At 71.2% G+C, this 21,519-nt stretch carries 15 protein-coding genes; 8 read left to right on the forward strand and 7 right to left on the reverse strand.

The window, feature by feature from the left end:
- The first annotated feature begins 58 nt into the window (after positions 1-58).
- On the forward strand, positions 59-1,147 hold the full coding sequence (locus Adu01nite_RS22005) for a Gfo/Idh/MocA family oxidoreductase (protein ID WP_203728805.1): 1,089 nt from the start codon (positions 59-61) through the stop codon (positions 1,145-1,147).
- Here Adu01nite_RS22005 and Adu01nite_RS22010 read toward each other — a convergent pair.
- The 3 genes from Adu01nite_RS22010 to Adu01nite_RS22020 are packed head-to-tail and all read right to left on the reverse strand — an operon-like array spanning position 1,104 to position 7,104.
- Complete coding sequence (locus Adu01nite_RS22010) at positions 1,104-2,579, reverse strand: hypothetical protein (RefSeq protein WP_203728806.1); 1,476 nt, start codon at positions 2,577-2,579, stop codon at positions 1,104-1,106. The genes Adu01nite_RS22005 and Adu01nite_RS22010 overlap by 44 nt on opposite strands.
- On the reverse strand, positions 2,576-3,952 hold the full coding sequence (locus Adu01nite_RS22015) for a hypothetical protein (RefSeq protein WP_203728807.1): 1,377 nt from the start codon (positions 3,950-3,952) through the stop codon (positions 2,576-2,578). Before Adu01nite_RS22015 ends, Adu01nite_RS22010 begins: the two co-directional genes overlap by 4 nt.
- A complete protein-coding gene (locus Adu01nite_RS22020; protein ID WP_203728808.1) occupies positions 3,949-7,104 on the reverse strand; it encodes a hypothetical protein in 3,156 nt (1,051 codons plus the stop codon). Before Adu01nite_RS22020 ends, Adu01nite_RS22015 begins: the two co-directional genes overlap by 4 nt.
- A 153-nt stretch (positions 7,105-7,257) precedes the next feature.
- On the opposite strand from Adu01nite_RS22020, the gene Adu01nite_RS22025 reads away from it, so the two are divergent.
- Entirely contained in the window at positions 7,258-9,084 is a 1,827-nt protein-coding gene (locus Adu01nite_RS22025; RefSeq protein ID WP_239132611.1) for a glycoside hydrolase family 5 protein, read from the forward strand.
- 49 nt (positions 9,085-9,133) lie between these two features.
- Here the strand turns inward: Adu01nite_RS22025 and Adu01nite_RS22030 are convergent, their stop codons facing one another.
- Positions 9,134-10,486 carry a cation:dicarboxylate symporter family transporter gene (locus tag Adu01nite_RS22030; RefSeq protein ID WP_203728810.1) on the reverse strand — a complete coding sequence of 451 codons (1,353 nt, stop codon included), beginning with the start codon at positions 10,484-10,486 and terminating at the stop codon, positions 9,134-9,136.
- Between the two features lie 96 nt (positions 10,487-10,582).
- On the opposite strand from Adu01nite_RS22030, the gene Adu01nite_RS22035 reads away from it, so the two are divergent.
- Both Adu01nite_RS22035 and Adu01nite_RS22040 read left to right on the forward strand, forming a co-directional pair.
- Positions 10,583-12,094, forward strand: a complete 1,512-nt coding sequence (locus Adu01nite_RS22035; protein ID WP_239132612.1) for an ATP-binding protein — start codon at positions 10,583-10,585, stop codon at positions 12,092-12,094.
- Positions 12,091-12,774, forward strand: coding sequence for a response regulator (locus Adu01nite_RS22040; protein ID WP_203728812.1), 684 nt, complete (start codon positions 12,091-12,093; stop codon positions 12,772-12,774). Before Adu01nite_RS22035 ends, Adu01nite_RS22040 begins: the two co-directional genes overlap by 4 nt.
- Here Adu01nite_RS22040 and Adu01nite_RS22045 read toward each other — a convergent pair whose 3' ends face one another.
- Positions 12,775-13,050, reverse strand: coding sequence for an excalibur calcium-binding domain-containing protein (locus tag Adu01nite_RS22045; RefSeq protein ID WP_203728813.1), 276 nt, complete (start codon positions 13,048-13,050; stop codon positions 12,775-12,777).
- A gap of 112 nt (positions 13,051-13,162) precedes the next feature.
- Positions 13,163-13,987, reverse strand: a complete 825-nt coding sequence (locus tag Adu01nite_RS22050; RefSeq protein ID WP_203728814.1) for a PhzF family phenazine biosynthesis protein — start codon at positions 13,985-13,987, stop codon at positions 13,163-13,165.
- Positions 13,988-14,153: 166 nt separating this feature from the next.
- On the opposite strand from Adu01nite_RS22050, the gene Adu01nite_RS22055 reads away from it, so the two are divergent.
- The 4 genes from Adu01nite_RS22055 to Adu01nite_RS22070 all read left to right on the forward strand — a co-directional run bounded on the left by Adu01nite_RS22055 (position 14,154) and on the right by Adu01nite_RS22070 (position 20,530).
- Positions 14,154-16,229 carry a cellulase family glycosylhydrolase gene (locus tag Adu01nite_RS22055; protein ID WP_203728815.1) on the forward strand — a complete coding sequence of 692 codons (2,076 nt, stop codon included), beginning with the start codon at positions 14,154-14,156 and terminating at the stop codon, positions 16,227-16,229.
- A gap of 201 nt (positions 16,230-16,430) precedes the next feature.
- The gene (locus Adu01nite_RS22060) at positions 16,431-17,978 is read left to right on the forward strand and encodes an ABC transporter transmembrane domain-containing protein (protein ID WP_239132616.1); all 1,548 of its coding nucleotides are present in this window, start codon (positions 16,431-16,433) and stop codon (positions 17,976-17,978) included.
- Positions 17,975-19,699: an ABC transporter ATP-binding protein gene (locus tag Adu01nite_RS22065; protein WP_203728817.1), complete on the forward strand. Its 1,725-nt coding sequence runs from the start codon at positions 17,975-17,977 to the stop codon at positions 19,697-19,699. The genes Adu01nite_RS22060 and Adu01nite_RS22065 overlap by 4 nt, the downstream gene beginning before the upstream one ends.
- Positions 19,700-19,765: 66 nt before the next feature.
- Complete coding sequence (locus Adu01nite_RS22070) at positions 19,766-20,530, forward strand: pectate lyase (RefSeq protein WP_203728818.1); 765 nt, start codon at positions 19,766-19,768, stop codon at positions 20,528-20,530.
- A 412-nt stretch (positions 20,531-20,942) separates the two neighbouring features.
- Here Adu01nite_RS22070 and Adu01nite_RS22075 read toward each other — a convergent pair whose 3' ends face one another.
- Complete coding sequence (locus tag Adu01nite_RS22075) at positions 20,943-21,110, reverse strand: hypothetical protein (protein ID WP_203728819.1); 168 nt, start codon at positions 21,108-21,110, stop codon at positions 20,943-20,945.
- Positions 21,111-21,519 lie beyond the last annotated feature (409 nt).

A 21,519-nucleotide genomic window follows, 5' to 3' on the forward strand; every position in this document is an offset into this window, starting at 1 on the left:
TGAGGATTCGTCGGTCAGAAGTCCACGATGGAAGCGGGACGTAGTACTTTTGGCCACCGTGAGGTTCGCTCTGGCCGGCTTCGGCTTCCGTGCGGCGGCGATCCACCGGATCGCCCAGATCCTGCCGGGTCTGGACTGCGTCGGCGCGATCGTCCGGCAGCCGCGTGCGCTTCCGGTGCCGGCCTACCGCGACCTGGACGAATGCCTGCGCGACGGCCGGCCCGACTTCCTGGTCACCGCGGTCGCCAAGTCGGCGAACCCCGGTTTCGTCACCGCCGCTGTCGAGCGGGGCCTGCCGGTGCTGGCCGAGACGCCGCCCGCCGGCGACCTCGACGGGTTGCGGGCACTGTGGACGGCGGCCGGACCGTCCGGGCTGGTGCAGATCGCCGAGCAGTACCTTTTGATGCCCTCGCACGCGGCCCGGCTCGCCGCGGTGCGTTCCGGCATCATCGGTACCCCCACCCAGGTGCAGGTCTCCTCCACCCAGCAGCACCACGCGGTCTCGCTGATCCGCGGCCTGCTCGGCACCGGTCACGCCCCGGCCACCGTCCGCGCGGTCCGCACGGTCGCCCCGCTGCTCGACCCGCTCGACCGCGGCGGCTGGACCGGCGACCCCGAGCCGAAACCGGCCACCACCACCATCGCCACCCTCGACTTCGGCGACGGCCGCTCCGGCGTCTACGACTTCACCACCGGCCAGACCCGTAACCTGCTGCGGTTCCGCCGGTTGCTGGTCCGCGGCACACACGGCGAACTGCACGACGACGAGATCGTGCACATGCCGGAGCCGGAGACCATCGCCCGCACCCCCCTGGTGCGCCGGCAGAGCGGCCACGACCTGGACGTGGGCGGCATGGACACCGAGACGATCACGCTGGGAACGCGGGTGCTCCATCGGAACCCGTACCCCGGAAAGCGTTTGAATGATGACGAAATCGCGGTGGCGACGCTGCTGGACGCGATGACGGCGTGGGTGCGCGGTGCGGGCCCGCCGCCCTATCCGCTCGCCGAGGGCGCCCAGGACCAACTGCTCACCCTGGCCATCGAGGAGGCGGCCGACACCGACCGCCCGGTCACCACGACCACCGAGCCGTGGTCGGCGGTCAGCTTCGGGGGACCTTCTCGGCGGCCTCCAGCAGGAACTTGACGAAGGCGCGCAGGTCGTCGGGGAGTACCGGCATCGGGAGGAACGTGACCTCGCGGTCGCCGAGGGCGTCGGCCACGGCGGCCGGGTCGGTGGACGTACGCGTAACGACTTTCTTTCCGTTCTTCCAGGTCTCCTCCTGGGTTACGCCGAGCGTGGTGGTGACGATCGCCGAGCGTTCCGGCAGGAGGCCGTCGACGATCTCGTACTGTTCGCCGTCCAGCAGCAACTTGCCCAGCGCCTTGCGGGCGTCGTCCGAGTCGAGCTGGGCCAGCACCTCCCGCGACGCGGCGTCGCCGGCCTTGAACTGGCCGCGGAACGCGATCGCGACCTTCTTGTTCGCCTTGTCGACGAGCAGGATGGTGTCGTCGAAGAACTGGGCGAAGCTCTTGGCGTTCTTGTTCAACGCCCGCACCGGAGTCCGGCCGATCCGCACCGCGTAGCCCGCACCGGCCTTGCTCTCGGCGAACGCGGCCGCCCGCCGCAGCTCGGTCTCGAAGAGTCGCCGGTAGGGGCCTTTCTGGCCGATCAGCTGGCCGAGCAGTCCGACGTAGACGCTGACCCGGCCGCCGATCTGGTCGGCGAGTTTCTCGGCGGTCGTCGCCACCTTCGGCACCGGGGTGCAGCGGGACAGGGCGGTGCCGAGGATCTCCAGGTCGTCCGTCGTGAGCCAGGACTGCAGCCGGGCGTAGACGTCGACGATCGGGTCGGTCGGGTGCAGGCGGTTGAAGCGGCGGAAGAAGCTCTCCACCACGGCCAGGCCGTCGGCGCTGGTCTGGGTGCGGCCGAAGCCCAGCACGACGGTCTCGACCGCCTGGGTGATCCGGTTGCGCTGCTTGGCGGGCAGGCCGGCGGCGAGGACCGCGTTCTGCAGGTTCCGGCCGGCGGCGGCGATCTGTTCGGGGGTGTCGAGCAGGCAGGAGCGCTCGAACGCCTGCAGCGCGCGGGCCACCAGGCCGTCCCGGGCGGCGACCTGGTACAGCTTGTCGAACGCGGTCTTCGGCAGGGCGGCCGCGAGCCGCGCGACGGCGGCGGGAAAGGGGGTCGCGGGGGCGTCTTTCAGCGCGTACTCCACATCAAGCCGTCGCCGGACCGCCTTGAGCAGGCCGTCGGTGTCCTTCGCGGCGGGGGTCCTGCCGACCGTCTGGCGGAGCCAGGCGCGGGCGGCCTCGGACTGCTCGTCGGTGAGCTGCCCGAGGATCGCGTCGAGGTCGCGCCGGGCCGCCTTGACCGCCGCTTGCCCGGGGTCGGCGCCGGGCAGCGTCCGGGCGATCCGCAGGCGCAGGTCGAGGTGGACGAACGCGGCGTGGAAGTCGGGGTGGGCGCGGCAGAGCGCGTCGAGCGGGCTCGCGCCGAGCTTGAGCGTGCCGCGCTGGACGATGTGTTCGAGGGCGGCCAGGACCCGGCGGAGGGCGCCGGACGTGCGCGGTTTCATGGGACCAATCCGGCGGCGAGCGGGGCGAGGACGGTGACCGAGCCGGCGAGTTTGCCGGCCGGGAGGGCGCCGGCGACCTCGCCGATGCACTCCAGGGCGAGTTTCACGGTGGACGGTTCCATGCCGAGGGAGTCGGCCGGGTCGAGCGAGCAGCGGAACGCGTCGGCGTTGCGGAGGTATTCGGCCCAGGCCTCGAGGATGCCCTTGGCGGCGAGTACGACGTCGGCGACGATCGCCAGCGGCGGCGCCACCAGGTGCAGGGTGAGCAGGCCGCCCATCAGGCCGAGGGCCGAGCCGAACTCGTCGGCGAACTTGGGGTCGATGGCGAGGTAGACGTCGTGCACGGCCTGCCCGGTGGAGCTGGGCCCGGGGCCGTACAGGTCGCCCACGGCGTCCGCGAGGACCTGCTGGAACGCCCACGGCCCGAACTTCGGGTCGAGCAGGCTGGGCAGGCCGCGGCGCATGCCGCGCCCGCGTAGCTCCTGGGCGAGACCGCCGGCCGGGCCCTCGTCGTGGGTGCGGAACTTGTCGTCCCAGACCGGCGACGCGACCCGGCCGCGGACCGCCTGGGCCGCCTCCCAGGTGGTGCTGAGCGCTTCGGCGATCGCGGCCCGGAGCTGCTGGTCGGTGGGTTTCTTGACGGCGGCGATGCGGAACAGCACCGGGTGTTCGGCGCCGAGGCGGGCGCGCAGGGCGGCCAGCTCGACGCCGCGGGCCACCGCTTTCTGGATCGCCGGGGCCACCTTGAGGATGTTGCCGGCAAGCAGCCCGGGGGCGCCGCCGAGGACGCCCAGCACGGCGGTGGCGAGGGCGGCGTCCGCCCCCTCCTTGGCGTTCGCGGCGGCCGCCGCGGCCTCGGCGGCGGCCAGCTCGGTGACCGCCGACCGCAGCGATTCGACCGCCGGGCCCGGCTTCAGCTTCACCGTCGCCGGCGTCTTGAAGTCGCCGGCCAGGTAGCGGTCCGCCTCGGCCTTGATCTGCAGCTCGGAGGCGTCGAGCCGGCGCAGCGCGATGCCCCGGGCCACCTTCTCGACCTCGGCCAGGTCCGCGGCGACCCGGACGGCGAGCCGCCCCCGCGCGTTCCGCCAGGCGGTGAGGGCCGGCGCGGTCTCGTCGGCCAGGGTCCGCCCCTCGACCGAGGCCCGCAGCGGCGCCTCCCCCCATCCGGGATGCTCGCGGGCTATCCGCGCCGACCCGAACTCGGTCTCGCGGGCCGTCCGCAGCCGGGCCACGAGCAGGGCCAGGGTCCGTTCCACCCAGGCCCACCCGCCGAGCAGGTGACCGCCCCGGGCGATCTGGTCGGCCGTCGTGTCGTCGCCGATCGGGAGCACCATCATGGTGCTCCCGTCCGGCATCGTGATGCGTGCGGTCATCCTTCGGAGTCGACGCTCTCGACCTTGACCGCGAACGCGTTCGGCGGGGTCAGCGGGTCGCTGTAGTCCTCGGCGGCGATCCGGGCGGCCCGCCGGTCGGCCTCCAGCTCGGCCGAGCGGGCCTCGGCGACGGCCCGCCGCGCCTCGGCCTTGCGCAGCTCGACCAGGTGATCCTCGAGGGCTTCGCAGTCGCCGCGCCACGACTCCACCGAGATGCCCGGGGTGGGCAGGATGACGGTGTCGGTGGCGATCCGGTCGCCGGACGCCTCGGCTTCCCGGGTGGCCTTCTCCATCTCGGTGGCGAGGCTGTTGATGACCTTCATCAGGGTGCTCTCGGCCAGCGGCGCGAGCGGGATGGCCAGGTTGGGGCCGTCCGAGGCGACCACGTGCGGCTCGAACATGCCGATCTTGAGCTGCGGAGCACCCTCCATCAGGCGCTGCAGCTGCTCGCTCGGCGGGAGGGCCTGGAACAAGACGTACCGGTAGTAGTCGCGGTGCTGGTTGAGGTGGGTGAGCAGGGTCTGGCTGCGCTCCCGGGCGGAACCGATCATCTCGGCGCCGAACTTCATCTCCAGCTTGTCGGCGATCGTCGTGGTGGTCTGCTCCTCGCTCGCCGCCGCGACCACGGCCGCGGCCGCCTGCTGGCCGCTGCCCTCCGCCTCCTTGGCCTCCCAGTTCTGGAAGGCGGTCTTGAGCTGGGCGAGCGCGCCGGGGATGCCGCCGTCCTCGACGTCGTAGATGCCTTCCTTCTTGCCGTTCGGGTACCAGAACGTGCCCCAGTCCCAGAACACGTAGCCGGGCATCGCGGTGATCCGGCCAGCCAGCCCGGCGTCCTCCTTGTCCTTGTCGCCGAGGCCGCCGAGTGAGTCGAGGGCGGGCGCCGAACCGGCCGGCGGCACCGCGGACAGCAGCGACCGGGCCGCCTCCGGGCTGATCGTCGCGCCGGTGAGCCGGTCCAGCTCGGTGGTCAGGCCGGTGCCGAACTTCGCCCCGACCAGCCGCTTCCACAGCCAGCGCTGGGCCGAGGACAGCTCGGTGGCGCTGGGCGAGCGGTGCGCGGCGATCGAGGTGAGGGCCCCGCCGACGTCGACCGAGGTGAAGGCGGCGGCCCGGCGCTTGAGGTCGGTGAGGATCGAGTTGACCGTCGCCGTGTACGGGTTGCCGGGCTTGGCGGGCTGACTCGCGGTCGGCGTCTCGCGCTGCCGGTCCAGGTCCCGCTCGGACTTGGCCGCCCCGGCCAGGTAGCGGAGCTCGTCGGCGGCCTGCTTGTACGCCTCCAGCAGCCGGCACGCCTCGAACCCGTCGACCAGCGCCGAGTCGAGCAGCCCGGCCCGCAGCGTCGCCTCGTTGACCCGCACGTGCAGCTCGGTGAAGGTGGCGATCTCGACCGGGTTGGGCACCAGCACCACGATCCGGACGCCGGCCTTGTTGAAGACCAGGTTGATGTCGTAGTGGGCGAGCACCTCGTGGAAGTTCATCGTCAGCGTGTGCCCCTGGTTGGGGTTGCGGATGGTTCGCACCACGCTGGTCCGCTGCTCGGTCTCGATGCTCTCGGTGATCGTGGTGACCCGCCGCGACCGCACCCGGGTGGCGGCGTGGTTTGTCGACTCGCGCACGTGCTGGGTGGACGACTTGGTGGCGTTGGCCAGGCTCTGCGCGTTGGACACCTCGCCGCCGACCTGCACCCGGATCGAGGCGACGCCCGGCGAGTACGAGGCGTCCAGCGACCCGTACGCCTGCGCGTCGAACTCGTTGGTGCTGGTCACCTCGCGCATCACGTCCTCGGTGTCGCGGGTCGAGGAGCTGTAGTCGAAGGACTGCTCGATGTCGGTCTCGGCGCTCTGCACGAGCGACTTCGACCGCCGCTCCCAGCTGGAGACGGTGATCGTGGTTTCCTCGCCGGGCGCCATGGCCAGGCTGGAGATGAGGTTGCCGCGGGTGAAGCCCTTCAGCGTCCAGGTCTGCTTCCACGGCAGCAGCACGGCCACCGGCAGCCCGACCGTGGACAGGTCGATCAGCCCGTTGCCGGTCGGCGTGGTGTTCTGGGTGGGCGGCTGCTGGGTGGGCGTACTCCCGCCGCCGTTCTTGATGTTGTAGGAATGGGCCAGGTCCCGGGTCATCCAGCGCAGGTCGTAGCGGATGTCCAGCTGGTTGATCGGGCGGGCCCGGCCGAGCAGTTCGAACCCCTCGGGCAGCGTGTCGCCGGTGCGCGGCACCACCAGCTTGATCTCGTCGTCGCCGGCCCGGGTGGTGATCTGCTCGCCACGGCGCAGCCCGCGGATCTCCTCGGCGCCCAGCTTCAGCACGATGCCGCCGCCGCTGGTGGTCGGCACCACCGGGTAGGCGAGGAACTCGGCCAGGTCGCCGATGGCCATGGCGAGCGCGGCGGGCGGTGACAGCGGCACCTCGCCGGCCCCCGGCATGCTGATCCGGGCCAGGCCGGTGGCGACCCCGTCGCGGACCGCGGGCGCGGTGAGGGTGCCGGTGGCGAGCAGGTCACGGATGCCGTTCTCGTCGAGGGTGACGGTGCCCAGCTCGGTCCCGATCTGCCGGCTCGCGAGGGCCTTGTCGACCGCGGCGGCCTCCAGGGTGACCGCGGTGACCTCGGGGGCGAGCCGCACGACGGCGCTCTTCCCGCCGGGCTCGGTGGCGACGGTCAGCACGCTCTCGCCGCCGCGCAGCCGGGCCGCGGCGGCCGCGCCCAGGTCGACCGCGAACTTCTGGTCCTTGATCATCACGGTGCCGGTGCCGACCAGACCATCCACATCGGACACCGCGAGGGTGAGGTCGGCGGTGCCGCTGACCGCGCGGGACGGGTCGACCCCGGCCGCGATCACGTTGAGGCCGAGGACCGGGGCGGCGCCGGCGCCGGCGGTGGAGAGCGGGCCGGGCCCGGCTGCGCCGTTGCCGTTGAGGCCGGCCTTGAGGGCCAGGCGCTGGGTGCGGGTGATCCGGGCCGGTGTCTCGACGATGTCGCCGCCGGTGTTCAGCACGATCGGGATGGACACGACCCGGCCGGTGTCGGTGACGGTCTCGTTGTAGAGCCGGATGAACTGGCCGAACCGGAACTCGCGCGTCACGCCCCAGGTGGGCAGCTTCGCGGTGCAGGAGTCGCCGCCGAGGATGGGCGTGACGGGGTTCTCTTCGGGCATGCTGCCTTCTCTGATCAAGTCCGATGGGGAGCGTGGGGGCACCATACGGTGATCGGGAGGGCATGAGCTGTCAGCAATCCGGCCCGAGATTCTGGTGGTTTCCCTGGGGACAAGTTTCAATATCCGCACACATCGATGTGCGAGGAGCCGGTGATGCTGAAGGCCCTGCTGATACCTCTACTTCTGACGGCTTTCACGCCGGCGCCGGCGGCCGCTGCCGACCCTGGTTGGGCCGCTCCGCTGAGCACCCGCGGGCGCTACATCGTCGACGCGAACGGCGATCGGTTCAAGCTCCGCTCGGCGAACTGGCACGGCGCGAGCGGCACCTGGAACGGTTCCGGCGACGTGAACAACGACGCCGATCACCATTCCGGGGAGAACTCCCGGCGCATTCCGATGGGCCTCGACCGGGCGTCGATCAGCACCATCGTGGCGAGTTTCCAGGACATCGGCATCAACAGCGTGCGGCTGCCTTTCTCCGACGAAATGCTGCGGGACGCGACGCCGGTCACCGGCGCCTTCGACGCCGGCCTCAACGGCCTGACCCCACTTCAGGTGTACGACCGGGTGGTCGCGGCCCTGACCGGCGCGGGACTCGCGGTGATTCTGAACAACCACACGAACACCACGAAGTGGTGCTGCGGAGTCGACGGCAACGAACGCTGGAACACCGCCCAGACCACCGCCGAGTGGGAGGAGAACTGGCTGTTCATGGTGCGGCGCTATCGCGACAATCCGCGGGTGGTCGGCGCCGACCTCTACAACGAGGTGCGCCGCAACGTCCTCGACGACCCGAACTGGGGCGGCGGTGACGACCACGACTGGTTCGCGGCGTCGCAGCACCTCGGCGACCGGATTCTGCGCGAGGCCAATCCGAATCTGCTGATCATCGTGGAGGGCATCAACTGGACCGGTATTCCGGTCGACGGTTTCGCGCACGGCCGGCCCACCCTCACCCCGGTCCGCACCCTCTCGCACACCCTTGTCACGTCGGGGAAGCTCGTCTATTCGGCGCACTTCTACGACTACACCGGCCCCAATCACAGCGGCGCGACCGGCATCGGCGAGACGAGCGATCCGCGCTACCGGGACATGTCCCGCGACGAGCTGTTCAACGTGCTGAACCGGGACGCATTTTTCGTCAGCGGAGAAGCCGGTCAGCATTTCACCGCGCCGGTCTGGATCAGCGAATTCGGGGTCGACGCGGGTTCGGCCCCCGGTTCGCTGCAACGGCAGTGGTTCGCCAACTTCACCGACTACCTCATTCAGACCGACGCCGACTTCGCCTATTGGCCGGCCGTCGGCTGGCTGGAGAACCGTGGCGTGAACAACTGGGCGCTGCTGTTCTGGGACCGTTCCGGCGGTTTCGACTCGGTGCGGAGCGATTGGCGCTACGACGCCTGGAACCGCCTGGTCACCTCGGGCAAGTCCGGTTATGTCGCGCCGGTCGCGCGCTGGTCGATGCTCAGCCCCGACCGCGGCGATTTCATCGCGTCGTCGCTGCTGCGCGACCGCCCGGACTGGGATTCGGGCGCCCGCAAAGCCGCGTGCCCGGACGGGCAACGCCTGATCGGCCTGGCCCACAAAGGCAACCGCGGATTGTGTACGGATACCTCAGGCGCCGCCGTCTGGACCAGTTACCAGTCCGTCACCGACGAGCGTTATGTCACCACCGACTGGGCGTCCGGCTACACGAAGTTCCAATGCCCGGCCGGTTCCCTGCTGGTCGGTTACGCGGTCCGCGGCGCCGCGATGTCGAGCGCCCTCTGCGCCGCCACCGGCGCTTTTGCCGGGGCCGGCCGGACGGTCTGGTTCGACCGCGGCGACAACCGTCCGGCCGGCAATCCCGGTGGTGAATTCGCCACCGGCAACTACAAGGGTCAGTGCGCGAACGACGAATACGTGGCCGGGATCGCCTGGACCGGCCGGATCGGCTCGTCCCGCACTCCGGACGCGCTCTACTGCCGCCGCCTGGCGTAAAGAACTGCCCGGCTCTTCCCCATGGCGGTGGGGAGAAGCCGGGCAGCGGTCAGGACTCCCGGGCCGGCGCGGCCGGCACCGGATCTTTCTCCGCGGGCGGCTCGTCGAGCATCGTCGCCTCGTCGAACGGCAGCTCGCCGGCCAGCACCAGGTCGGCCCGCTCCCGGTCGATCTCCCGGGTCCACGTGCCGACCAGCACCGTCGCGACCGCGTTGCCGGCGAAGTTGGTCAGCGCCCGCGCCTCCGACATGAACCGGTCGATGCCGACGATCAGGCCGACCCCGTCGACCAGGTCGGGCCGGTGACTCTGCAGCCCACCGGCCAGGGTGGCCAGGCCCGCACCGGTGATGCCGGCCGCGCCCTTCGAGGCGATGATCATGAAGGCCAGCAGGGATACCTGCTCGCCGATCGACAGCGGGTCACCCATCGCCTCGGCGATGAACAGCGACGCCATGGTCAGGTAGATGGCCGTGCCGTCCAGGTTGAACGAGTAGCCGACCGGCACCGTGATGCCGACGACCGGCTTGCTGACCCCGAGGTGCTCCATCTTCGCGATCAGCCGGGGCAGCGCCGACTCCGACGACGAGGTCGACACGATCAGCAGGAACTCCCGGGCCAGGTAGCGCAGCAGCAGGAAGATGTTCATCCGGGCGAACGTCCACAGGATGACCGCGAGCACCCCGAACACGAAGATCGCGCAGGTGACGTAGAAGCCGAGCATGATCTGGGCGAGGCTCTTCAGCGCGTCCACCCCGGTCTCGCCGACCACCGCCGCCATCGCGCCGAACGCACCGATCGGCGCCAGCCACATGATCATCGCGAGGATCTTGAAGACCACCTTCTGGGTGAGCTCGATGCCGCGCAGCACCGGCTCGCCGGCCCGGCCGAGGGCCTGCACCGCGAAGCCGACCAGCAGCGCCACCAGCAGCGCCGGCAGCACCTCGCCGCCGGTCAGCGCGGAGAACAGCGTCTTCGGGATGACGCCGAGCAGGAAGTCGGCCAGCCCGGTGTGGGCGGCGCCGCTGGCCTGCTTCTGCCCGGCCGCGGCCGCCGCGTCGTTCAGGTGCAGCCCCGAGCCGGGGTGGATGATGTTGCCGACGATCAGGCCGATCGCGAGGGCCACCGTGGACATGATCAGGAAGTAGCCCAGGGCCAGCCCGCCGACCCGGCCGACCTTCGCGGCCTGCCGGATCGAGCCGATGCCGAGCACGATCGTGCAGAAGATGACCGGCACGATCATCATCTTGATCAGGTTGACGAAGCCGGTGCCGATCGGCTTCAGCTCCTTGGCGAAATCCGGGAACAGCAGGCCGACGGCGATGCCGAGCAGGACCGCGACGATCACCGCCAGGTACAGGAAGTGAGTTCGGTCCCGCCGGACCGGTGGGGATGTGGGCTCCATACCGCAGAATGTGGCCCAGGTCTCACTCCGGGGGCACCATTGCGTTCATTCTGTTCACCACGCCGAAACCGGACACGCTGGAGCATCGCGCGCCAATTGTTCGTCCTGCAGGTCCTGGTCGTGACGTCGCTGGTGGCGATCGGCACGGCCGGTGCGGCCCTGCTCGCCCGGGACGACGCGGCCCAGGCCGCCGTCGACCAGGTGATCGGCATCGCCGAGTCGATCGCGCACGCCCCCACGGTCATCGACGCCGTCCGGTCGCCCGATCCGTCGGCGGTGCTCCAGCCGTACGCCGAAAGCGTCCGGATCGCCACCCGGACCGACTTCATCGTGGTGATGGCGCCGGACCGCACCCGCTGGTCCCACCCCACCGTGTCCCTGATCGGAAAGCCGTTCATCGGCAACATCGACGCCGCCCTCGGCGGCGGCCGCGTGGTGGAGACCCACGTCGGCACCCTCGGCGAATCGGTGCGCACGGTGGTGCCGGTGCATGCTCCCGACGGCACGGTGATCGCCCTGGTCTCGGTCGGCATCATCACCGACGCGATCAACCAGCGGCTGCTGGACCGCGCCCCCGTCGTGCTCATCCCGACGGCCTTGGCGCTGCTGCTGGCGGCGGCGGTCTCGTGGCTGCTCAGCCGCCGCCTGAGCCGGCAGACGCACGGCCTCGGCCCGGCCGAGATGACCAGGATGTACGAGTACCACGACGCCGTCCTGCACTCGGTCCGCGAGGGCCTGATCGTGGTCGACCGCGGCGGCCAGGTCACCCTCATGAACGATTCGGCCCGCCGCCTGCTCTCCCTGCGCCCCGGCGAGACCGGCGTGCCGCCGGCGATCACCCGGCTGCTCACCGCCGCCGAGCCGGCCGAGGACGAGCCGGTGCTGGTCGGCGACCGGGTGCTGGTGGCCAACCAGCGGGTGATCCGCTCCGGCGGCCACACCGTCGGCACGGTCCTGACCCTGCGCGACCACACCGAGCTGCGCGAACTCACCGGCGAGCTGGACTCGGTGCGGGGCCTCACCGAGGCACTGCGGTCGCAGGCGCACGAGGCGGCAAACCGCCTGCACACGGTGCTGACGATGGTCGAGCTGGGCCGCACCGACGAGGCCGTCCGCCTGGCCACCGCCGAGCTGGAGATCGCCCAGCAGCTGACCGACCAGGTGATGGGCGCGGTGAGCGAGCCGGCCCTGGCGGCCCTGCTGCTGGGCAAGTCGGCCCAGGCCGCCGAACGCGGCGTACAGCTGATCGTCGACGATGGTTCACACATCGACGAGACCGCCCTGGCCAGCCGCGACCTGCTCACGGTGGTCGGCAACCTGGTCGACAACGCCCTCGAGGCGGTGACCGGCACGCCCCTGCCCCGAACGGTGACGGTGCTGCTGGTGGCGAACAACGGCGAGGTGCGGGTCAAGGTCAGCGACACCGGCCCCGGCATGACCGACGAGGCCGCCGCCTTCCGGCGCGGCTGGACCACGAAAGAACGAGGGAGAGGCGTCGGCTTGTCACTGGTCCGGCAGGTTATTGAGAGGTACGGCGGTGAGCACTCGGTAGCCCCCGCCCCCGGCGGCGGCACCGTGATCACGGTCCGATTGCCGGTGCCGTCATGACCACCATCCGAGTCCTGGTGGTCGAGGACGAACCGCTGATCGCCGAGGCCCACGCGGCCTACACCCTGCGGGTGGAGGGTTTCGCGGTAGCCGGCGTAGCCCACACCGCCCAGCAGGCGATGGCCACGCTGCGCACCACCCCGGTGGATCTGCTCCTGCTGGACCTGAACCTGCCAGACATGAACGGCCTGGACATGTGCCGCTCACTGCGAGCGGCAGGCATGGCCACCGACGTCCTGGTGGTGACCTCAGCCCGAGATTTGGCCGTGGTCCGCGCCGCGGTCTCCCTGGGCGTGACCCACTACCTGCTGAAGCCGTTCACGTTCGCCACGTTCCGCGAAAAGCTGCTGGGCTACGCCCGCTACCGAACAGCCTTGCTGAGCACCGAGCCGGCCGCCGCCCAGCACGAGATAGACCGGGCATTCGCCGCCCTCCGGGGTTCGTCCCCCGACACCCTCCCGAAGGGCCTGGACCAGAAAACCCTCGACCTGGTCCTGACCGCGCTACGCGCGGCCCCCGGCCCGGCCGGCCTGTCGGCCGCCGAGGTAGGCACCCGCATGGGCGCGTCCCGGGTGACCGCCCGCCGCTACCTGGAGCACCTGGCCGAGACCGGCCGGGTCGTCCGCAGCCCCCGCTACGGCGGTCCCGGCCGGCCCGAGGTGGAGTACCGCCGGGTGTAGTTACTTCTTCTCGCAGGCGACGCCGTCCTTGTCGCGGTCCAGCGCCTTGTTCTTGTTGTAGGCGGCCGTGTAGACCTTGAAGGTCGTGACCGGCTTGCCGCTCTTGACCTTGTCCTTCGCGCCCTTCTTGGCGACGCCGTGCTTGTAGACCTTCTGCAGCGCCGTGCAGTTCTTGTACTTCACCGGTTTCGGCAGGGCCTGGGCCGGTGCGGCGAGGCCGAACAGCCCGAACGCGGTGACAGCGGCGACGACGATCGGAACCGTCTTGCGGGTCATCAGCTCTCCGTAATTGTCGGTGGACGAGCCGCCATTGAAACGCCGTCGGTGGGCCGCCGCGATCGCCCGCAAGGGCGACCCCGGATCGGCCGATCCGGTCAGTGCCAATGAATCACGGTCGGTGCAGTAGCGTTCCGTCGAGGACGGTGACCGCCCGGCCGGTCAGCTCGACCCGGTCGCCGCGCACGGCCGTGCCGACCACGCCGCTGCGGGCGGACACCTGCAGGCCGGTCAGCTCGGTGCGGCCCAGACGCTGCGACCAGTAGGGCGCGAGCATGGTGTGCGCGCTGCCGGTCACCGGGTCCTCGTCGACGCCGACCGCGGGACCGAAGAAGCGGGACACGAAGTCGTGGTCGCCGCCCGGGTCGGCGGGCGCGGTGACGACGACGCCGCGCATTCCGGTGCCGGGGCGCAGGCCGGCCACGGCGCGCAGGTCCGGGCGCAACGTCCGTACGCAAGTCTCGTCTTGAAGAACCGCAAGCAGGTCGCCGAGCTGTTCCGACCAGAAGATCGCCTCGGCGGTCGCGCCGAGCGCCGCGGTCAGGCCGGCCGGCGCCGGCACCTCGACCGGCGGTGAAACCGGAAAGTCCAGCGTGATGAGGCCGTCGCCGGCGACCCGGGCGGTGAGCAGGCCGCTGAGCGTCTCGAACCGATACGTTCCCGGCCCACCGGCGTCGGTGGCAAGCGCGTGGGCGGTGGCGAGCGTGGCGTGCCCGCACAGCTTCACTTCGACCGCCGGGGTGAACCAGCGCAGCGCCCAATCCTCGCCGCCGCTCCCGAGCGGCCGGGCGAATGCCGTCTCCGACAGGTTCAGCTCGGCCGCCACCCGCCGCATCCAGGTCTCGTCCGGCCAGTCGCCGGCGTCGAGCAGGCAGACGCCCGCGGGGTTGCCGGCGAACGGCCGGTCGGTGAACGCGTCAATGATCCGAATTCGCACGTCAATGACGCTACGAGCGCAACGGGCGCCGGTCGACGGCCAATCTCCGGGTTGCGGCTCTGTTCACCTGTTATGGGAGCGCTCCCAATATGTGAACTCATTGATTGACCTCGTTCGAATCATGACGTTAACGTGCGCGTCCACCCACGATCGACGAGGACCCCCCATGACTCGGATCTCTCGCGGAAGGCGGCTGGCGCTGGCCGGCCTGGCCGCCGCGCTCACCGCCGGCGGCATCGCCGCGGCGACAACCTCCGCGGGCGCCGCGGCGGCCGGCTGCAAGGTGGACTACAAGGTCGGCAGTCAGTGGTCCGGTGGCTTCACCGCCAACGTCGCGATCACCAACCTCGGCGACGCGCTGTCCGGATGGAAGTTGACCTGGGCATACGCGAACGGGCAGGCCGTCACCCAGGCGTGGAACGCGACGGTCACGCAGGCCGGAACGGCCGTCACCGCAACCAACGCCTCGTACAACGGAAACGTGGCGAGCGGCGGATCGGTGAGCTTCGGATTCAACGGGTCGTGGACCGGCTCCAACCCGGTGCCCACCGCGTTCACCCTCAACGGCACCGCCTGCACCGGCGCGACGGCGACGACCGCACCGACCACCACTCCTACGACGGCGCCCACCACAGCCCCGACGACCACGCCGCCCGCCGGGAACGCCGAGGCGACCGTCGCGGCCATGCAGCCCGGCTGGAACCTGGGCAACTCGTTCGACGCCACCGGGGCGGACGAGACCTCGTGGGGCAACCCCAAGGTGACCCAGGCGCTGCTCGACGGCGTCAAGGCGCAGGGCTTCAAGAGCATCCGGATCCCGGTCACCTGGGGTCAGCATCAGGGCGCGGCCCCGGCGTACACCATTGATTCGGCCTATCTGACCCGGGTCAAGGAGGTCGTCGACCAGGCGCTCGCCGACGGCTTCTACGTGATGATCAATATTCATCACGACTCGTGGCAGTGGATCAACACGATGCCGGCCAGCCACGACACCGTGCTGACCCGCTACAACGCGACCTGGACGCAGATCGCCACCGCGTTCCGCGACGAGCCGGCCAAGCTGGTCTTCGAGAGCGTCAACGAGCCGCAGTTCACCGACGAGGCCCAGGCCCCGGCCCTGCTCAACGAGCTGAACACGTCGTTCCGCACGATCGTCCGCAACTCCGGCGGCACCAACGCGACCCGCCTGCTCGTGCTGCCGACCCTGAACACCTCGGCCGACCAGGCCAAACTCGACTCCCTCGCAACCACGATCGCCGCGCTCGGCGACAGGAACGTCGCCGCCACCGTGCACTACTACGGCTACTGGCCGTTCAGCGTGAACGTCGCCGGCACCACCACGTTCGACGCCACCACCCAGGCCGACCTGGTCGGATACCTCGACCGGGCGAACGCCGCGTTCACCGCCAAGGGCATCCCGGTGATCCTCGGCGAGTACGGCCTGCTCGGCTTCGACACCGCGATCGGCGCGATCGAGCAGGGCGAGAAGCTGAAGTTCTTCGAGTACCTGGGCTACTACGCGCGGCAGAAGAAGATCACCACCATGCTGTGGGACAACGGCCAGCACTTCGACCGTACGTCGCTGGTATGGCACGACCCCGAGCTCTACGGCCAGATCAAGTCGAGCTGGACCACCCGCTCCGGCACCGCGTCGACCGACCAGATCTTCCTGCCGAAATCCGGCACCATCCCCGCGAGGACGATCACCCTCAACCTCAACGGCACGACGTTCACCGCCCTGCGGCAGAACGGCAAAAACCTCGTGCAGGGCACGGATTACTCCCTCTCCGGCGATCAACTCACGCTCACTGCCGCCGCACTCACGCGACTGACAGGTTCCCGGGCGTACGGCGTGAATGCGCAGCTTTCCGTCGTCTTCTCCGCCGGTGTCCCCTGGCGGCTGGACATCCGCACCTCCGACATCCCGGTGCTGGCCGCCGCGACCGGCACCACCTCGGCGTTCGCCATCCCCACCACCTTCCGCGGGGACGTGCTGGCCACCATGGAGGCGAAGTACGCCGACGGCACCAACGCCGGCCCGCAGAACTGGACGCCGTTCAAGGAGTTCGGCGCCAACCTCACGCCCGACTACACGGCCGGCACGATCGGCCTGACCTCGACCTTCTTCGGCGAGGTCACCGACGGCAGCAAGGTGACGCTGACCCTGCACTTCTGGAGCGGCGCCACGGTCACCTACTACGTCACCAGGTCGGGCACGGCGGTCGCCGGCACCCTGTCCTGATCTTCACCGTCCGGGCCAGTTTCCACCCGGCCACCCGTCCGGGTGGAAACTGGCCGGACTCTGTCGGACCCCCGTGGCAGCATGACGAACGTGGATGTACGGGGACCGGTTCGTTTTCTGTGGTGGCTTGCCCGGGAGCTTCGAGGGCGGGTCGCGCTCGGCGCGACGTTCGCCTCGTTGTGGTATTTGAGCTTGGCCGCCATGCCCTGGCTCCTCGCCCAGGCCATCGACCACGGTCTTCGTCCACGGCGCACCGGCGCCCTGCTCGAGTGGGCCACGCTGGTGCTGATCGTCGGGGTCGCCAACGCCGGGTTCGGCATCAGCCGGCACCGCGCCATGACCAAGCTGCGGCAGGGCGCCGCCCTGCGCACCGCCGACCTGGTGATGACCCACGCGACCCGGCTCGGCGCCGCCCTCCCCCGCCGGGTCACCGCCGGTGAGGTCGTCACGATCGGCATCTCCGACGTGTGGACCGTCGGCCGCACCATGAACGCCGGCGGCGTCGGCATCGCCTCGGTGCTGGCCACCGGCGTGATCGCGGCGCTGCTCTTCCACACCTCGCCCACCCTCGCCGCGGTCGTGCTGATCGGGATGCCGGTGCTCGCGGTCACGGTCGGGCCGCTGCTGGGCCGCACCCAGAAAGCCGGCGCCCGCTACCGCGAGCAGCAGGGCAGGCTCAACGCCCGGCTGGTCGACGTGCTCGGCGGCCTGCGCATCCTCAACGGACTCGGCGGCAAGGAGACCCACGAGGCCCGCTACCGGCGCGAGTCGGAACGGCTGCGCGCCCAGGGCTACCGGGTGGGCGGCCCGTCCAGCTGGATCGGCGCGGTCGGCGACGGCCTGCCGGTGGTGTTCATCGGCGTGGTCATCTGGCTGGCGGCCCGCCTCGCGGCCGGCGGCGAGATCACCGTCGGTCAGCTGATCGCGGTGTACGGCTACACCGCGATGCTCGTCATCCCGGTCAACATCCTGATCTTCTGCGGCTTCGACATCACCCGCGGCCTGGTCGCCGCCCGCCGGGTCACCTCGTTCCTGGTCATCCCGGCCGACGACCCGGCCGGCACCACCGGCCCACCCGCACCGGCCACCCTGCACGACCCGCGGTCCGGCGTCGTCGCCGAGCCCGGCCTGCTCACCGCCCTGGTCAGCGACCGGCCGGGCGAGGCCGCCGCCATCCTCGACCGGCTCGGCGCGTACGGCCCGACCGACGCCACCTGGGGCGGCCTGCCCCTCGGCGACATCGCCCAGCCCGAGGTCAGAGCCCGCATCCTGGTCGCCGACCCGGACGCCGACCTGTTCGCCGGGCCGCTGCGCGCGGTGATCGCCGGGCCACGCGACCCCGACGACCCCCGGGTCCACGCCGCCATCCGCACCGCCGCCGCGGCCGACGTCGCCACATCTCTCGACCGCCCGGTCGAATGGGCCGGCCGCAACCTCTCCGGGGGCCAGCGGCAACGCGTCCGGCTCGCCCGCGCCGTCTACACCGACCCGGAGATGCTGCTCGCCGCCGAGCCGACCTCGGCCGTCGACGCGCACACCGAGGCGGCCATCGCCGAACGGCTCAGCACCGCCCGGGCCGGCCGCGGCACGGTCGTCGCCACCACCTCACCGGTCGTGCTCGACCGGGCCGACGTCGTGCACTACCTGGCCGACGGCCGGGTCGCGGCGACCGGCACCCACCGCTCGCTGCTGGATTCGTCCCCGGAGTACCGCGCCCTGGTCACCCGGGCGTTCGGGGAGGACGAATGACCGCGCTGCCCATCGCCGACCAGCGCGCGGTCGGGAAGGCCGCGCTGCGCCTCATCGCCGTCGACCGGCGCTCCGTCGCCGCCATGCTCGGCCTCAACGCGCTCACCGCCCTGGCCGGTCTCGGCGGCCCGTGGCTGCTCGGCCGGATCGTCGACGTGGTCACCGTCCGCGGCGGCGCCGACCGGGTGGACCGGCTCGCGATCGGCGTGCTCGCCTGCGCCGTGGCCCAGACGCTGCTCTCCCGGTGGGCCCTGCTGATCGGCTACCGGTTCGGCGAGCGCACCGCCGCCCGGATCCGCGACACCTACCTCAACCGCGCGCTCAACCTGCCCGCCGCCGTCATCGAACGGGTCCCGGCCGGCGACCTCGCCGCCCGCGGCACCACCGACGTCGACGCGGTCGCCGCCACCCTGCGCGACATCCTGCCCACCGTCTTCATCGGCCTCGTCCAGATGGTCTTCATCATCGCCGCGGTGATGCTGCTCAACCCGCTGCTCGGCCTGGTCGGCCTGGCCGGGCTGTCCGGCATCTGGATCGTGACGAGGTGGTACCTTCGCCGCGCCCGCACCGCCTACCTCGCCGAGGGCGCCGCCAACTCCCAGCTCGCCGAGGAACTCGCCGCCACCACCGAGGGCGCCCGCACCGTCGAGGCGTTCGGCCTGCGGCAGCGCCGCCTCGACGCCGGCCACGCCGCGATCGACGAGACCAGGCGCACCCGGCTGGCCACCCTGCGGCTGCGCAGCGTCTTCTTCCCGGTGGTCGAGACCTCGTACGCGGTGCCGACCGTCTTCGTGCTGGTCACCGGTGGTCTGCTGTGCATCCACGGGCACCTGAGCCTGGGCACCGCCGCGGCGGCCGTGCTCTACCTGCGGCAGTTCGTCGGCCCGCTGGACACCCTGCTGATCTGCATCGAACAGCTGCAGAGCAGCAGCGCCTCCTTCGCCCGGGTCGAGGGCCTGGCCGCCATCCCCGCCCCGCCGCCGCCCACCACGGCCACCCCCACCGACGACCGGATCGAAGTACGCAACGTCCGGTACGCCTACGACGACGGCCCCGACGTCCTGCACGACGTCGCCCTCACCGTCCGCCCCGGCGAACGGCTGGCCATCGTCGGCCTCTCCGGCGCCGGCAAGTCCACCCTCGGCCGCCTGATCGCCGGCATCGACCGCCCCACCACCGGCACGGTAACCGTCGGCGGCGTCCCGATCGCCGACCTGGCGCCCGACGAGCTCCGCCGCCAGGTCGTGCTGGTCACCCAGGAACACCACGTGTTCCGGGAGACGCTGCGCGCCAACCTGATGGTCCCCGCCCCCGACCCGGAGCTGCGCGCCGCGCTGGCCACCGTCGGCGCCGACTGGGCCGACGACCTCGACCGTGACCTGGGCGAACAGCCGCTCGACGGCGCCCAGGCCCAGCAGCTGGCACTGGCCCGGGTGGTGCTGGCCGACCCGCACACGGTGATCCTCGACGAGGCGACCGCGCTGCTCGACCCGACCACGGCCCGCACCGCCGAACGCGCCCTGGCCGCCGTCCTGCACGAACGCACCGTCATCGCGATCGCCCACCGCCTGCAGACCGCGCACGACGCCGACGCGGTGGCCGTCATGGACGACGGCCGGATCATCGAGCTCGGCACCCACGACGAGCTGGTCGCGGCGGGTGGCCCGTACGCCGCGCTGTGGCACTCGTGGCACGGCTCCGCAGAAAGTTCCCATCAGTAGGAAACCGCTTACCAGTTTTGTCCGTACCTATCACTGCCACCGACTCCTGCTACGGAAAGGTCAGCGATGACTCGGACACGGACTAAGCGGTTGCTCGCCGCGGCGATCGCACTCGTCGGCGTCGGCTCGGCGGTGGTCTTCACCAACTTCGCCTCGGCCGCCGAGACCACCGCGGCCGGCGACCAGGTGGTCACCGAGACCATCCAGGTCACCGGGGTGTTCGACGGCGCCGGCCAGCGTTTCATCGGCGGCGGCGACCTCGGCGACGGCGGGCAGGCCGAAGGCCAGGACGCCCTGTTCGACCTGGCCGCCGGCGCCACCCTGACGAACGTGGTGATCGGCAGCCCCGCCGCCGACGGCGTGCACTGCGCCGGCAGCTGCACGCTGACCAACGTGAAATGGGAGGACGTCGGCGAGGACGCGGCCACGTTCCGCGGCACCAACGCCACCATCCTGATCGACGGCGGCAGCGCGGCCTCCGCCGACGACAAGGTCTTCCAGGACAACCGCGGCGCCGGCGGCTCGGTGACCATCCGCAACTTCGCGGTCTCCGACTTCGGCAAGCTCTACCGCTCGTGCGGCAACTGCTCCACCCAGGCCGCTCGCACGGCAACGCTGGAGAACATCACCGCGACCGCCCCCGGCAACACCCTGGCGGGCATCAACACCAACCTGGGCGACAAGGTCACCCTGAACGGCATCACGCTGGTAGGCGACGACATCTCCCTGTGCGACCGCTTCGAGGGCAACGACACCGGCGAAGAGCCGACCAAAATCGGCGAGGGCCCCGACGGCACAAGCTGCGTAGCCACCGGGGTGACCGGCCCGTAACGGCCGCCCGCCCCGGCAGCGCCGGCGGCGGACCTCCACCCGCCAGCCGGCCGAGCCCGGTGACGATCCCAGAGGCCCCCCGGGTTTCGTCACCGGGCTCACCCACCAGAGGCCCACCACCCGCCAAACGGCGACAGCTCCGGCGCCTGCACCCGCCGGCGCAGAATCGACGGCCTACCGTCCGACGCCTGACCGCCCAGCGCCAACCCGCCAGCTAACCGACGAATACGACAAACCGCAGCCACCAACGCGCAAGAAGACCCTCCCAGCCGGACGGCCTCCAGCGCCAACCTGCCGGCTCACCGGCGAGTGCGAGAAACCGCGGCCTGCCCAAGCGTCAAGATGGCGCTCCCAACCGGACGGCCGCCCACCGCCAACCCGGCGGCTCACCGCCCACCGCCAACCCGGCGGCTCACCGCACAGCGCCGATCCGGCGGCTGATCTGCCAGGCGCGCCAGCCGCCGAGCAGGGCGAGCGGGATCAGCGCCACCGCACAGACCACGTTGCCGCCTTCCACCGACCTGATCACCTGCCACGCCGCCAGAACCAGCACCGCCACCTGGCCCAGCACCGCCGGCAAGCAGGCTGATCCCGAAATGCCGGGCCAAGGTGGGCTCTTCCGACCGCGGCGTGATCTGCCACCCATGATCGGAGCCGCCGCCCAGGGCGATAAGAAGCGGAACCCCGACCAGCAGCATCATCGCGACGCCCCCGCGATCCGGCCCGCCCGCCACCAGCACGACCACCGCAGCAATGACGGTGGTCCCGACGATCACCCCCGGAACCACGAGCGACCGACGCCGCACACCGCCGTCGATAACGGTTCGCCCCCCGCCGACTGTCAAAGCCCAGCCATCCGAAACGTCCCTCGACCCGCCGCCCGCACCATCACGCGCCGAAGCGGCAGAACACCCAGGTGATCAGCGGCGCCAGGTCCCGGACAGCGGCCCCGGAAAGAACCCGCCACAGTCGATCAGCGTCGATAGCTC

Origin of the sequence: Paractinoplanes durhamensis (assembly GCF_016862175.1) — a bacterium.
GTDB classification, from domain to species: Bacteria; Actinomycetota; Actinomycetes; order Mycobacteriales; family Micromonosporaceae; genus Actinoplanes; species Actinoplanes durhamensis.

Bases quoted from the DNA above. Each gene is read 5' to 3' on its own strand.
- Adu01nite_RS22010 (WP_203728806.1), bottom strand. From the start codon at position 2,579: ATGAAACCGCGCACGTCCGGCGCCCTCCGCCGGGTCCTGGCCGCCCTC.
- Adu01nite_RS22015 (WP_203728807.1), bottom strand. From the start codon at position 3,952: ATGACCGCACGCATCACGATGCCGGACGGGAGCACCATGATGGTGCTC.
- Adu01nite_RS22020 (WP_203728808.1), bottom strand. From the start codon at position 7,104: ATGCCCGAAGAGAACCCCGTCACGCCCATCCTCGGCGGCGACTCCTGC.
- Adu01nite_RS22025 (WP_239132611.1), top strand. From the start codon at position 7,258: ATGCTGAAGGCCCTGCTGATACCTCTACTTCTGACGGCTTTCACGCCG.
- Adu01nite_RS22030 (WP_203728810.1), bottom strand. From the start codon at position 10,486: ATGGAGCCCACATCCCCACCGGTCCGGCGGGACCGAACTCACTTCCTG.
- Adu01nite_RS22040 (WP_203728812.1), top strand. From the start codon at position 12,091: ATGACCACCATCCGAGTCCTGGTGGTCGAGGACGAACCGCTGATCGCC.
- Adu01nite_RS22045 (WP_203728813.1), bottom strand. From the start codon at position 13,050: ATGACCCGCAAGACGGTTCCGATCGTCGTCGCCGCTGTCACCGCGTTC.
- Adu01nite_RS22055 (WP_203728815.1), top strand. From the start codon at position 14,154: ATGACTCGGATCTCTCGCGGAAGGCGGCTGGCGCTGGCCGGCCTGGCC.
- Adu01nite_RS22060 (WP_239132616.1), top strand. From the start codon at position 16,431: ATGCCCTGGCTCCTCGCCCAGGCCATCGACCACGGTCTTCGTCCACGG.
- Adu01nite_RS22065 (WP_203728817.1), top strand. From the start codon at position 17,975: ATGACCGCGCTGCCCATCGCCGACCAGCGCGCGGTCGGGAAGGCCGCG.
- Adu01nite_RS22070 (WP_203728818.1), top strand. From the start codon at position 19,766: ATGACTCGGACACGGACTAAGCGGTTGCTCGCCGCGGCGATCGCACTC.